General features: G+C 39.6%; 12 protein-coding genes. 6 read left to right on the plus strand and 6 right to left on the minus strand.

The window, feature by feature from the left end; genetic code table 11:
• The first annotated feature begins 70 nt into the window (after positions 1-70).
• Both E2I05_RS04860 and ltrA read left to right on the plus strand, forming a co-directional pair.
• Positions 71-2,743: a TonB-dependent receptor domain-containing protein gene (locus E2I05_RS04860; RefSeq protein WP_121854075.1), complete on the plus strand. Its 2,673-nt coding sequence runs from the start codon at positions 71-73 to the stop codon at positions 2,741-2,743.
• Positions 2,744-3,587: 844 nt separating this feature from the next.
• Positions 3,588-4,868, plus strand: a complete 1,281-nt coding sequence (gene ltrA / locus E2I05_RS04865) for a group II intron reverse transcriptase/maturase (protein ID WP_133309438.1) — start codon at positions 3,588-3,590, stop codon at positions 4,866-4,868.
• 206 nt (positions 4,869-5,074) lie between these two features.
• On the opposite strand, the gene E2I05_RS04870 is transcribed toward ltrA, so the two are convergent.
• The 3 genes from E2I05_RS04870 to E2I05_RS04880 form a co-directional block, all read right to left on the minus strand.
• Positions 5,075-5,557 carry a hypothetical protein gene (locus E2I05_RS04870; RefSeq protein ID WP_121852970.1) on the minus strand — a complete coding sequence of 161 codons (483 nt, stop codon included), beginning with the start codon at positions 5,555-5,557 and terminating at the stop codon, positions 5,075-5,077.
• A 522-nt stretch (positions 5,558-6,079) separates the two neighbouring features.
• On the minus strand, positions 6,080-6,493 hold the full coding sequence (locus tag E2I05_RS04875) for a VOC family protein (protein ID WP_121852971.1): 414 nt from the start codon (positions 6,491-6,493) through the stop codon (positions 6,080-6,082).
• 297 nt (positions 6,494-6,790) lie between these two features.
• Positions 6,791-7,384: an NADPH-dependent FMN reductase gene (locus E2I05_RS04880; protein WP_121852972.1), complete on the minus strand. Its 594-nt coding sequence runs from the start codon at positions 7,382-7,384 to the stop codon at positions 6,791-6,793.
• A gap of 139 nt (positions 7,385-7,523) precedes the next feature.
• Between E2I05_RS04880 and E2I05_RS04885 the strand changes: the two genes are divergently transcribed.
• Complete coding sequence (locus E2I05_RS04885; protein WP_121852973.1) at positions 7,524-8,189, plus strand: helix-turn-helix transcriptional regulator; 666 nt, start codon at positions 7,524-7,526, stop codon at positions 8,187-8,189.
• Complete coding sequence (locus E2I05_RS04890; protein WP_121852974.1) at positions 8,179-8,901, plus strand: 16S rRNA pseudouridine(516) synthase; 723 nt, start codon at positions 8,179-8,181, stop codon at positions 8,899-8,901. The genes E2I05_RS04885 and E2I05_RS04890 overlap by 11 nt, the downstream gene beginning before the upstream one ends.
• Here the strand turns inward: E2I05_RS04890 and E2I05_RS04895 are convergent.
• On the minus strand, positions 8,873-9,682 hold the full coding sequence (locus tag E2I05_RS04895) for a hypothetical protein (RefSeq protein ID WP_121852975.1): 810 nt from the start codon (positions 9,680-9,682) through the stop codon (positions 8,873-8,875). The genes E2I05_RS04890 and E2I05_RS04895 overlap by 29 nt on opposite strands.
• Positions 9,683-9,906: 224 nt before the next feature.
• Between E2I05_RS04895 and purT the strand changes: the two genes are divergently transcribed.
• Positions 9,907-11,082, plus strand: a complete 1,176-nt coding sequence (gene purT, locus E2I05_RS04900) for a formate-dependent phosphoribosylglycinamide formyltransferase (protein ID WP_121852976.1) — start codon at positions 9,907-9,909, stop codon at positions 11,080-11,082.
• A gap of 19 nt (positions 11,083-11,101) precedes the next feature.
• On the opposite strand, the gene E2I05_RS04905 is transcribed toward purT, so the two are convergent.
• Positions 11,102-11,521, minus strand: coding sequence for a hypothetical protein (locus tag E2I05_RS04905; protein WP_244935412.1), 420 nt, complete (start codon positions 11,519-11,521; stop codon positions 11,102-11,104).
• Between the two features lie 376 nt (positions 11,522-11,897).
• On the opposite strand from E2I05_RS04905, the gene E2I05_RS04910 reads away from it, so the two are divergent.
• Complete coding sequence (locus tag E2I05_RS04910) at positions 11,898-12,239, plus strand: DUF3634 family protein (RefSeq protein ID WP_121852978.1); 342 nt, start codon at positions 11,898-11,900, stop codon at positions 12,237-12,239.
• Between the two features lie 30 nt (positions 12,240-12,269).
• Here E2I05_RS04910 and recN read toward each other — a convergent pair whose 3' ends face one another.
• Positions 12,270-13,928, minus strand: coding sequence for a DNA repair protein RecN (gene recN / locus E2I05_RS04915; RefSeq protein WP_121852979.1), 1,659 nt, complete (start codon positions 13,926-13,928; stop codon positions 12,270-12,272).
• Between the last annotated feature and the right edge of the window lie 84 nt (positions 13,929-14,012).

Below are 14,012 nucleotides of genomic sequence, written 5' to 3' on the forward strand. Positions count from 1 at the left end.
GCAGGGCTTTATTCGTTAAAAGTTACTAGTTACATAGCCTTATATAAATTGAGACAGGATAGTCATAAATATGAAAACCAAGCCGAACTTTTCTGTTAATAAGCTGAGTCGTGCTATTGCATTTGCATTGTCAGCTACAGCAGCGATGCTTACTGCATTGCCTACTTATTCTGCAGAAGAAAGAACTGATCCGAGTGAAGACTTTCCAATTGATCCAATTGAAGTCATTCAAGTCACAGGGAGGTTACGCACTTCAGCTTCTGAAGCAATGGAAGAAAGACGTGAACAAGCTGTCGTGGCAGATCTGATGGGTGCTGAACAAATAGGCAGAACGGGTGACAGTGACGCAGCTTCAGCATTGCGACGTATTACAGGATTAACATTAAAAGATGGCAAGTTTATCTATGTGCGTGGCTTAGGTGAACGTTACTCATCAACGTCACTGAATGGTGCGGTCGTTCCGTCACCAGATCCGACTCGAAATGTGGTGCCATTAGACTTGTTTCCAGCATCAATCATTGAATCACTATCGGTACAAAAAGCGGCCTCAGCTAATATGCCTGCTGCATTTGGTGGTGGCCATGTAGATATCAGAACCAAATCTATTCCATCTGATTTCTTTTTCAAAGCTTCAATAGGCACTCGTTATAACACTAATGATGATAATGACACTTATACCTATAATGCTGGAGGCAATGATTGGTTAGGTCGTGACGATGGCGCCCGACAGCTTCCAAGTAGTATTCTAAATACGACTAATCAATATGGTGGTATTAGTCCAATTGATATTGTGACGGGATCTAACGGTGCAGTAGATTTCCCTTCGGCACAGCAATTTAATCGTTCATTAGTGTCTGATCTAAATCGTGATATGACCGTGGAGCAAGAAGATACAAATCTCGGCCTGCGAGGCAATATCGCTGTAGGGAATAATTGGGAAATCGGCGACGAATCAATCTTTGGTTTTATGGCTGCGGTATCCTATAAAGGTCAGCTGGAAAACTATACCAAGTTAGATGTTGAGCTCGATGGTGACGAGACTCAAACTCAAATTCAAAACTCAAAAAATGTTAATGGCACTGATTACGTTATTCAAACATCTGGCATGGTTAACATGGGTTTTGAGTTAAACGAAAATCATAAAATTGAGTCGTTTACTAATTATCTACGTGATACCTCCGATGATGTATCAGTCGCTCTAGAAGAAACCATCGATACCCTCGGTGAGCCGAACGCATTATTGGTAAACAAAATTGATTATGAAGAAAGAAGCTTGATCAGTAACCAAGTTAAGGGTGAGCATTATTTAGAAGATTGGTGGGACATTGAGTTCAATTGGATGTATTCGGACTCTCGTTCACGCCGATACGCTCCTAGTGAATTATCATATACCTATAATGTGTTGGTTGAAGAAGATGGCAGGGTTGGTGAACGCTTTTTGAATACGCAAGATGCACCTAAATATGTATTTAGCGATTTGCAAGATGACTCAGAAAACTACAGTTGGGATGTCTCGTTACCGATTGAATTTGGTGACACAGTTGTCAAACTCAGCACAGGTTATCAATATTTTGAGCGTAAACGTGAAAGTTATGCAACACGTTTAGGGCTTGAAGTTGGGCTCAGCCCAACAGATGTCAATGGCGATATTCTAAGCGGAAACTTCAATAGCATATTCTCCAATGAAAATATTGAAAGCGATGTGCTAGATCTTCAATTACGTGACGCATCTACAGACACAGAAGATTATGTTGCCGCAGAAAAGAATGATGCAGGATTTGTAAGTGTCGATATTGACTTTGACGATGTATGGCGAGTTTATGCTGGCGTGCGATATGAAGATTTTAGGCGCGCAACATTACCATTAACGCCAGAGGGTGAAATATCAGATGAAGGCGGGCGCTACCAGTTAACTGACTACGTGATTACTGAAGACGGTTGGTTCCCATCGTTGTCTCTGACATGGAAAGACTCTGATAATACCCAATGGCGTTTGGGTACCAGTAAAACGGTAGTGCGTCCTGATCTACGAGAAGTCTCACCAGTTCGATTCCAAGATCCCGTTACAGGTTTTGACTTTTTCGGTAATCCAGAACTTAAAAGTTCAGACATCTTAAACTTTGACCTTAGGTGGGAGCTCTATACTGAAGACGGCAACAACTTAAGCATCGGTGGCTTTTATAAAGACGTTGATGCTCCAATTGAACCGATACAGCGAATTTCGGAAGCAGGGCGTCAGCTTAAGTTCTTTAACGCTGAGTCAGGTGTTATATACGGAATCGAAACTGAATTTTTGCACGATCTCGACTTCCTCGGAGATATTGGAGAAAACTTTTTTGTTGCGGGCAACTTAACACTCAGTGATTCTGAAATTGAAATCGCAGCCAGTGGCGAAATTGATCCAACAAACAGCAAGAGACGTATGACAGGGCATAGTGAATGGGTAGCCAATTTACAATTGAGTTTTGACTCACCTGATGAAATGCACAGTTCAACTCTGGTTTACAATGTCTTTGGTGAGCGTATCGCTTATGGTGGTCGTGGTGGATTAGATGACGTGTTAGAAAAACCATTTCATAGTTTAGATTTCACTTATAGCTTCCTCCCTGATGAATTTTGGACCGTTAAGTTTAAAGCTAAAAACTTATTAGGCTCTGAAACAGAATATGAGCAACAAGGTATTCAAGTGTACGCCAAAGAGCCGGGAACAGAGTTTACTTTACAAGTAAGTTATAGTTATTAAACCTAAAAACACCAGTTGAACGCTGAGTACACGAGCAACTGTTTGAGCAATACGATGATTTTATCATCATGGCTTTCACCCAATGACTGAAGTGCTCTACGCTCACAAGCTTGTTAAAATGACTGCTATCTGCGTTGTAACTTTTGCAAGTAGAATAACTACTTGCTGCAAGCTACGCCTTACTATCAGCCATTTTTTCTACGCTTGTGAACGCAGTCAACTGATGTTTCTAGGGAGCGCCACGAAGCGCTTTATTCTGTTTGCGGGATTTGTCTCAACGTATACGCAGCCAAGCGATTACATGGCCATAAACCAGAGACAGCAACGTTATTATTTATAATAAGTCCATCAGGTTGAAACGTACCTGACGGGATAATTACCAGTTCATCCCGAAATCTGACGGGCATGCATAATGGGTAACCGCTATGACATGAAGCCCTGTGACAAAGGCCTTGAATAAAGGTTGAGATGCAATGTAGGCCGCAGCATCAAGCGAATTCAGTTAAGCGTCGTAAATCAAAAAATGAAGATGGGGAGTCTTTCCTAGTTGACGAACCCTGACACAAACAGAGAAGCAACTGGTAAATGCATCTGTTTGATCTTCCGGCGTAATATGAAGTGGCATGTATTGAAGGAAATAAAGTGAACGTGGGAGAGCCTGAGTGTTGGAAGGTAGTGACTTGCACTATCCGAATATAAGGTAAACCGAAATTTCAGATAGGGCGCTCAGGCAGTCGGATGAGCCCATAGTACCGTTAACCGTGAAGACAACATAACTTCACATCAGGGAAGGGACTCAGTGTTACACCCGTTTTTAACGTAACTTTTGAGGTGAAATTGCCATATGGCTAACACTCCAGTAAATATCAGAATATTACAGCGAAAACTTTACTTACGCTCAAAGCTTAACTCGGAGCTACGATTTTACAGCTTGTACGATAAACTCAGTCGCCTAGATATACTCGAAGAAGCCTATCGACGATGCAAAGCCAATAAAGGCGGAGCAGGAATTGATGGCATCACATTCAGTTATCTAGAGCAGCAAAAGAAAGTCGTTGCGCTGTTAAAAGAAATTCAAACTCAATTACAACAGAAAAACTATCGACCTAGCCCAGTCAAACGAGTAGAAATACTCAAAGACAACGGCAAAACGCGGAAACTTGGGATCCCGATAATCAGTGACAGAATTGTGCAAATGGCGATGACAATAGTGATGCAACCCGTCTACGAACCTCATTTACATGAACACAGTTATGGCTACCGTCCATGTCGAAGCGCCCAGCAAGCGGTAAAAGTCATTGAAATGAGCCTAAAACAAGGCTACCAGCACGTACTCGATGCTGACTTGAGTGCCTATTTCGATACCATCCCGCACGCTAAGTTGATGGCAAAAGTAGAAAGGCGAATAAGCGACAGCAGCTTTCTGAGTTTACTGAAAAGCTTTATCAAAGCGCCCATCAGCATAGAGACGGTCAACGGGAAATGGCGAATAGAAGCAAGCCGATGTGGCACTCCGCAAGGCGGAGTTATCTCTCCACTACTGGCTAACATCTATCTCAACGATTTCTGTTTGAAAATACACGAAAAAACACCGTGTAAAATCGTTACCTATGCAGATGATTTTGTTGTACTTCATAAGCAAACCTACACACAAGAGCAACTGGACTGGATAACACAGCAATTAAGTGATGAAGGTCTGAAGCTAAATCAAAGTAAAACCCACTGTGTGGATATGGGAAAGCTGATGAATGAGTTTGATTTCCTCGGTTTTAACTTTCAACGGATCACAGGCCTCATCAAAGGCACCAGTTACATCAAGATAGAGGCGTCTAAGAAGAGCCAAACAAAGCTGAAAAATAAAATCAGAGACATAGTGAAACACCGAACCTCAAATACACTTGGCGTACTGATAAATAAGGTTAATCAAGTTCTGAGGGGATGGAAACACTATTTTGGTGGGATAGGTTATCCCAGAGGTGTATTTTTCAGAATAAATGGATTTGTAGTAAACCGGTTCTATCGCTGGCATCGTCGCTTAAGTCAACGTCGAAGCAAGTATCTATCACGAGGTGCTTACGAAAAATTACGCCAAGCTGGTCTTGAGTATTTACCCACGACAAGATGATAAGCAAAGTGAAGGGGCTGAGAGAAGTGTAACAACAGAGCCGTGTGAGGGAAAACCTCATGCACGGAATCGAAGAGGGGCTGCTGGATAAGCGATAGCGAAGCCAGTAGCCTACTCTACTTAAATGAACTGAAAAGAAAACTTATTTACCAAAAAGCCAAATATCGGCACACTGACATTTGGCTTTTTATTAAATAAATATTGAATTATTTAAGCTGCAGGCTGCTTCTAATTTTTACATTCATGTCACTGAGAGACTGTTCATAAACGCGATACTTTTTTGCGGCATCTTCTACCGATTTTAACACCGATTGAAATTTACTCGATACTTGATTAATCAGAATTCTACTTTTCAAATCCCCGCTACTCTGTAAGTCAGGTCGCTGAATCAAACTTTGGCTGACTGAGCTGAGCTTTTCGGTTACTTGCTGGTACTTTTCGATGAAGTCGCTGTCAGATTTCTTATCTTCAATTCTTAATGCTTCTTCTGAATCAGGAAGGTTAAGAGCTGCTTGCTTGAGTTCATTGAGCTGCATATCGAGTTGATGCATTTGGGTAGTAAATTTTTCATCCAGAAAAGCATCTAATTCGCTTGATTTAATATTTTTAGGCTCGTTGAGCCGATCAGATAAGCGATCAAGAGAACTCGGCCTAACACTAGGAGGACCAGCTGGTATCGATGAGCTCATAACAAACCTCATTATTGTTAATCAAAGCATGCCAAAGTGCTGTGCATTGAATTAAGTATAGAAAGTTTCTAGATTGAAATGTGTAATAATTGGATGATTAATGTTTGCTATCTGATTTTACGCCCTGAAATAATACTAATTACAGTAATTAAATTCCCAGCTCAGAGCTATGTATGTGTTCAAAGTACAAGTGAAATTGATGAAGACATAGTTATTACCGACATACAAAACTGTCGTTATTACATTGCTAAGTTGAGACAGTTTTGCGTAGTAATTTGGACACATACAAGCTCCCGAAGGGCAAGGCTAAAGGATTCCATTACTACGTTACAAGTTTTTGAATTATCCCGACAAAAGCACGAAGTGCGTTGAACGCCAGCTTTGTATGGCAGCCGTTAGGGTATATAGTACTTCAAACTTGCGCCTTGTACTGAAATCCTTTAGCTCTTGCTGAATGGGAAGTTAATTACTGTAATTGGTATAACACATTCTCATAGAGTGCTGGAACACATTTATCTGATCTCAATACTTATTTCTTTCGCTTGGAATATCGGTTAAGTATTGGACGAATTCGACTTCGAAACCATCTGGATCGATGAAATAGACACTTTTTTGAGTACTATCTTGAGCGCCATTTATTGCTATTTCAAATCCAGCTGACTCAAGCCTAGTTATCAAGGCGGAAATATTATCAACACGATAAGCAAAATGCGCTAAGCCTACTTGATCGCCCTTTAGATCGCGGTTTTCTCTTTTACCGTGATCGCTAAACGATATGTAGTTATAGTCATCGCCAAAATGTATCCAGTTTCTTGGCTTGCCATACCATTCACTTTTTCCACCACCACGAACTTGCCAGTGAGGAAATGCAGCTTGATAAAATTCAAGTGCTCTAGGGATATCTTTTATCACTAAATTTATATGCTCTAGTATCATGGCGTTTCTCCTTCTGAATAAGATTAGGAACTGTCTCAAAATAACTTACCGATTTGTTACTGCTTAAAATTGTCAATATCAAGGCACGAAGAATGATGTTTAGTTATTCTAATTGAAAAATGAGTAACGCAGAGAGTGGCAATTTTAAGCGTAACCCTTTGGGCTGTGTTTATTTTTGGCTTCTACTGTGTTGTCGAAAGCTTATGTAGAGTAACTACACCACACTTTCTTCGCCTTGTATAAGCTCAAAAATAAACGACAGCAAAACAGGGAAGTTATTTTGGAACAGTTCCTTATTTACATTCCAAAGCTAAAATTACCTTGATTTGGGTAGGGCTGATCTTGCAGTTTTAACCTCATCGATTTTAATGCTTCGGCGTACATGAATAGCATGTGTAAGCTATAGTCGATTCTTTTACGCAGCTGCTGATCACGTTCAGACTCACATTCAGCAAGCAATACCTCGTTTGCACTCCGTACGATGATGTGATCGGGGATGGGGAGCATTTTATTATTTTTAAACGCATTCATTTTTAATTCTGCAATAGGGTAAACACCGCTTACTCCACTTGAAACGGATACCAGCAAAACAGGTTTATTTGCCGTAATAGCACCATCGCACATCATCAGAAAGTTTTTTAATAATGGAGAAGCAACCCCATTCCATTCGGGCGTAATCAACACTATTGCGTCAGCTTCATTAAGTGATTGGTTTAGTGCTTCCCAGTGTTGGCCTTTATTACTAGAGCCATCCCAAAAAGGTAAATCAATTTCCTGTAATTCGATGTGTTTCGATTGAGAAAACTTTCCTAGGTTAAGTCGAATAAACTCCCCGACTTTAGCGCTTTGAGAACTCTTCCGTTGACTGCTACTAAAAATAACTAGCTTCATATTATATAAACCTTTTACTATATAAATTATATAAGTAAGGTAAATTGTTTATTAAACAGTGTAAAGGGGTAAATTCAAAAAAATAAATAAAAAAGTTTACTTATTCGAAGGAGAAGTAATAATAGGGCAAGGAGGTGATATGAAAACCACAGAAAAAATACTCAATTTGTTGAAAGTTCATGGCCCTTTGACCGCAAAGTTTTTGTCAAAAGAACTCGCTTTAACAACAATGGGAGTTAGACAGCATCTGCAGCTACTGGAAGACAATGGTGATGTTGCAACAGAAGATAGAGCGCAAGGGCGCGGAAGACCAACGCGATATTGGTATTTAACCGAAGGCAGCGCTAGCCACTTTGATGATAGGCATGAAGAGTTAACATTGCAATTGATTGATTCAGTCATTCAGGTATTCGGTGATGGTGGGCTCGATAAGTTGATAACAGCAAGAGAAAAAAGCAGTTTTGCACAATACGATCGTGTTTTAGCATTAACTACAAACCTTGAAGAAAAATTACAGGCACTTTGTGAGTTACGTAGCAATGAAGGATACATGGCCTCTTGTGACTTTAGTGATAAAGACTATTGGCTTTACGAGAATCATTGCCCAATCTGTGCAGCGGCAACCAAATGTCAAAACTTTTGTCGTTCCGAATTAGAAATGTTTCAAAAGCTTTTTGAACAAATTGCTTCAGTGTCTAGGGAAGAGCATATTATTGAAGGCGCACGTCGCTGCGCTTATAAATTTTCCCCATTTTCGAGTGCTAAAACCAGTGAAGATGTGACAGAGGTGGCTAATGCAAAGTAAGCGAAGCCGCTTGGATAGATTTTTGTGTAAAAAACTTAATTTACCACAGAAATCTGTACGAATATTATTGATAAATAATAGAGTAAAGGTCGATAGAAAAGTCACTACATCGCTTGATTTACAAATTGATGAGTTTAATCACATTCAGTTCGATGACAATGTATTGCAAGATAAGACAGCCATTTATTTAATGATGAATAAACCTGTTGGGGTGGTGAGTGCAACTAAAGATGCAGAGCATAGTACAGTGATTGATCTGCTTACTCACTCTCAAAAAAATGAGCTACATATAGCAGGTCGATTAGACTTAAATTCTTCTGGATTAATCTTGCTAACGAATGATAGCCGCTGGTCAAAGGGTTTAATGTCGCCAGAAAATAAAGTTGATAAAGTATACCGAGTGACGCTAGCAGATCCGATTTCAAGCAAATACATAGAAGGTTTTAGAAAAGGATTTTATTTTGAATATGAGAATGTTACGACTAAACCTGCTGCTTTAGAAATTATCGGTGAGCGTGAAGCAATAGTTACACTTAGTGAAGGAAAGTATCATCAAATTAAAAGGATGTTTGGTCGATACCGAAATGCTGTAGTTGGGTTGCATCGTTTATCCATTGGTGGTCTTTATTTGGATCGAACTCTTGAACCTAGCCAAAGTCGTGAGCTATCAGAGTTGGAACTGCTTAAACCGTTGTTTGCCTGCCCCAAATGATACAGTCATGTAATGGCTCACTTAAGGTGGTTGCGTCTGAGTCAGTTAATAATCGATAAACTTCGTCACGATGCTTACTGGAAACATTGAGTTTAATCCATTGTTTTAGAAGTGTTTTTAGTTGTTCAACTTCTTTTGGATCTTTACCCGTTGGTATTTCTATTTCGTTATATGCTCTAAATTTTGAATCAGAACAAAGCAACATAATTTGCAGCAAGTGACGCGTATTCTCTCTTACGAGTGAATCAAATTTCGTGCTCGCAATGACTGGAACTGAAGCTTCAGATTCTGTTGAAGCAAGTAATTCATCTGACTTTATAAGCGACACGCTTTTGTTTTCATACGAGAATACGAACATGGTTAAATTTAGTTTTAAATATGCTTTGCGCTCATTGTGAGTGAGTTTCAATTGCTCACAAACAGATTTAAAAGCTAAAACAGGTACTGCACTGTTTGGATTTAATGATGTGAGCGGCTTATTTTCAGTCTTAGGGTTCTTAACTTGTTTTGGTAATCTTGTGTATTTTGAAACAGCTTCTAGGATTATGCTTTCACCAATATTCCCCTTTTGATAAGTAATGGATATAGAATTAAAAGCTAGGTCAAGCTGAAAAAAACCTCTCAAAGCAACGACTTCTTTCTTTCCCTCAAAATTCGACTCTATTTTATAGCAGGAGTTGTTTGGCAAAAATAAAAAATAAATATCATCTTTGCGCTTTAAAGCACTCGGGTTATTTTGTAAGTAAGCTAATAAGCTTGGAACCGTGAATTCTACAGACATTTTCTATTTTACCGATTTTTTAAAACTGCCTTTAAACTTCAAATTAACAAAAGCCTCTCCATAAATGAAAGCTCGTCTAATTATTAATCCTACTTGTTATGCCAGTATTCAGCTTGCAGTAGATTTATCAAAAACTCTTCTTTATTCTCCCAAAACTGACAGATTCTGCTTCAACAATTAATTTTGCACTAAACTCATTTCATACACTTCAATTTGGAGCCAAGATGATAGGTACCGCGTTATGCAAAAATTCGATTAAAGCCATGTTATTAGGCAGTGGTGAGTTAGGCAAAGAGGTCGCTATTGAGTTGCAAAGGTATGGAATAGAAGTGATTGCCGTTGACCGTTACGCTAATGCTCCTGCTATGCATATCGCTCATCGTTCGCATGTTATTGACATGATGGATTCTGCTGCACTTAAATCTGTCATTGCGCAAGAAAGCCCTAATATTATCATTCCAGAACTAGAGGCGATTAATACTCAGGTACTTGTTGAAGTTGAGTCTTTTGGGGTGAAAGTTGTACCAAATGCCAAAGCGACTCAATTGACAATGAACAGGGAAGGGATAAGACGACTAGCGGCGAATACATTAGGTCTACTTACTTCGAGATTCTTCTTTTGTGATAGCAAAAAAGAAATGGAGAAAGCGATTACGACCATTGGATTTCCTTGTGTTATAAAGCCAATTATGAGCTCATCTGGTCATGGGCAGACAGTCGTAAAATCTGAGCTTCAATTTGATGCCGCGTGGGAGGTTTCGCAAGAGGACGCTCGTGGTGGAAAAGGAAGAATTATCGTTGAAGACTTCATTGAATTCGACTATGAAATCACCTTGTTAACGGTTAGCGCTGTTGATGGCATTCATTTTTGTGAACCTATCGGCCACCGGCAAGAAGACGGTGATTATCGTGAGTCATGGCAGCCCCAGCAAATGACGAATGAGCTCATACAAATTTCAAGAGAAATGGCAACCAAAGTCGTTAAATCACTTGGAGGATTTGGCGTTTTTGGCGTGGAAATGTTCATTAAAGGTGATCAAGTATATTTTTCAGAGGTTTCCCCTAGACCCCATGATACAGGGATGGTTACATTGATCAGTCAAGATAAATCAGAATTCGCGTTGCATGTTAGAGCTATTTTAGGGTTTCCAGTGGGGAGTATTTTGCAATATGGTCATAGCGCTTCGGCGGTTTTACTTGCCGACGGACACTCAGTTAATATAGGTTTTGAAGGTGTACGTGAAGCCTTATTGGAAGCTGGTACTCAGCTTCGTTTGTTTGCAAAACCTGAAATTAATGGTCAACGGCGACTCGGTGTCGCGTTAGCACTATCTGATAATACTCAATCAGCCCTTGATAAAGCGAAACGAGTGGCAGAGCAAGTGAAAGTGATTTTTTGAAGCATCTTAATAAAGTCGTTTATTCAAGCGTAGTCAGCCTTATATTGATCTCGTCGCGGGTCGCTTCAATGGCTGAAACAACTTGTTCAGTTGCTAATTGGCTTTCCTCTATGCTGCTCCAATTACTTGACCAAATTTGCATAAGTTTTTTTGACTTTACCATCACTTCTTCACCAGCTAAGGGGCTCAAGTCATTGATTAAGCCAACCTTCACCCAGCCCTTTCTCGGACTTCCTTCTACTATATTTTTATCGTAATGAGCATAATAAACAAGTTGTTCGAGTGCAGATAGCTCAAGTAATATTTCAAAGCTAGCGGTACGTATCGTATTGTTATTTTCTGTAGATTCAAGACGCCAAACATTGTAAGAAAAACCGACTAAAGAGAGCAATATGCTGAAAATTACAAAGTAGTATTGATATTGGTGAATTTTTGCCACTCTCATGTCATACCTCTAAAATTATTAACTTATTTGTGAAATTAGAAATTCATTCGATTAACCTAGAAACATCAGTTACTGCGTTCTCAAGCGTAGAAAAAATGGCTGGTAGTAAGGAGTAGCTTGTAGCAAGTAGTTTATTCTACTTGCAAAAGTTACAACGCAGATAGCAGTCATTTTAGCAAGATTGTGAGCGTAGAACACTTCACTCATTGGGTGAAAGCCATTATGATAAAGTCATCTTATTGCTCAAACAGTTACTCATATACTCATATACTCAGCGTTCAGCTGATGTTTTTAGGATTAATTAATGTAATTGGTATTAGAGTATAGTTTAGCAATAAATGATAAGACTTTTAGTCGAAGGGGAAAAATAATGGATACAGGCTTGAAACTCCTTTTCATGTGTATTGGCATTGCGGTATTAATTTATTTTGTATTTGGATCTAAAAGAGGTTTAGTTATTTTTGAATTACATTTCAAAAATGGAAGATTAGACAAGCATAAAGGCAAAGTACCTGAAAAATTTATGCGTGAAGCTCGTCAGTTGGCCAAACACAATAAAATGACAGGTACTGTACGAGCTGAAAAGAGCGGTGATGTTCGATTACACATTTCTGCCAATGTTTCCGACGACTTAACGCAACAACTACGAAATTTATTTCCATTCGAACTGTATGATATTAAGTCCGTCGATCACAGTCGAAATACAGGCTAATAACGGCTTTAATCTCTTAACGAGTTAGCATCAACCGTGAAGTAGTTCTCTAGCATTCGCTAATGAACTACTGGTTATGGTGTCTCCAGCTAAAAGCCTCGCGAGTTCTTGTACTCTTTGTTCATGGTTCAATGCTGCCATAGAGGTTTCTGTTTGATCTTTTTTAGCTTCTTTATTTACGAACATATGTTGGTGCCCATTACCTGCTACTTGTGGTAAATGAGTTACGCAGAATACTTGGGTCGACTCCCCTAAGCTGCGAAGCATTCTCCCAACAACAGCGGCTGTTGGGCCAGAAATACCAACATCAACTTCATCAAAAATTAGGGTAGGCGTCGCGACTTTTTGTGCAGTAATAACTTGAATGCCTAAGCCAATACGAGATAGCTCACCACCTGAAGCAACCTTGGCAATGGCTTGCATTGGTTGCCCTGGATTTGCTGTGACGAGAAACTGAACCTGATCAGCTCCAACGCAACTCATTTGCTCAGCATTATAGGTAATTTCTATTTGGAATTTGCCTTTTGGCATGTTGAGTTCATTAATGGATTGAGTGACTAATTTATTTAATTCTTTGGCATATCGTTGTCTACTTTGGCTTAGTTTTTTTGCGGCTGAATAGTATTGTGTTTGAGCGTCAACAAGTTGTAAGTTCACATCGTCTAGCTTGTTTACGTCTTGTGACAAACCCTCCAACTCAATCCTGATTTTTTGGTGAAAACTTGCCAATTCAGAAGGTGATATTTGATGTTTTCGAGCTAATTGTAACGATTTTGAGAGTCTTTGTTCGAGAAAATTAAAATGCTCTGGATCTTGTTCGATATTGCTAAGATACAACTGGACTTCACTACTGCTTTCTTGAACTTGTATCAGCGCGTCGTTGAGCATATTGCTGACATTTCTAAATTGCGGGTCAATCGTTTCAATTTGTCCGATCACAGCAACGGCATGGTTTAATAATGAAGCGATATTAGCTTCATCTTCGTTGAGTAATGCCACGCTTTGTTGACATTTTTCAATGAGATCAGAGCTGTTTGCAAGGCGCTTATGTTCTTGCTCTATGGTTTCAAATTCGCCGAGTTTTAAATCAAATTCATTTAACTCTTCAATTTGATATTCTAACAGTTGCTGCCGAGATTTTCGTTCTTCTTGACTGAGTTTAAGCTGCTTAAGCTCGGCTTCAACTCGTTTTACTTTGTGATACCGCTGAGACACAGACTCAATTAATGACGAATGGTTGGCGTAACCGTCAAGCAAGGTTAGTTGGTGCTCTGTTTTGAGCATAGCATGGTGGGCGTGCTGTCCATGTACAGATACGAGCAATTGCCCTAATGCTTTTAATTGAGTGATAGGGACAGGGTTACCATTGATGTAAGCTCGAGAGCGTCCATCGTTACTAATGACACGTCTGAGAATACATTCATCATCGTGATCTAAGTCTTGATCTTCTAACCAGCGTTTAGCCATCGGTAACTTGTGAAGTGAGAAGCTAGCGCTGACTTCGGCTTTGTCTGAACCTGAACGTATAGAGTTTACGTCAGCACGGTTACCTAAACATAAACCTAACGCGTCAATTGCGATAGATTTACCAGCACCGGTTTCACCTGTAATACTGGTCATTCCAGATTTAAAATCGAGTTCAAGAAAACGAACGATAGCAAAGTTATGGACACTGAGTTGACAAAGCATAATGATATCCTATCAAAACCACTGTATTGATGAACAGTATATACTGTTTTTTCATACAGTAAATGGTTGTAGGATAATTAGACG

It is taken from the genome of Parashewanella spongiae (assembly GCF_004358345.1).
GTDB classification, from domain to species: domain Bacteria; phylum Pseudomonadota; class Gammaproteobacteria; order Enterobacterales; family Shewanellaceae; genus Parashewanella; species Parashewanella spongiae.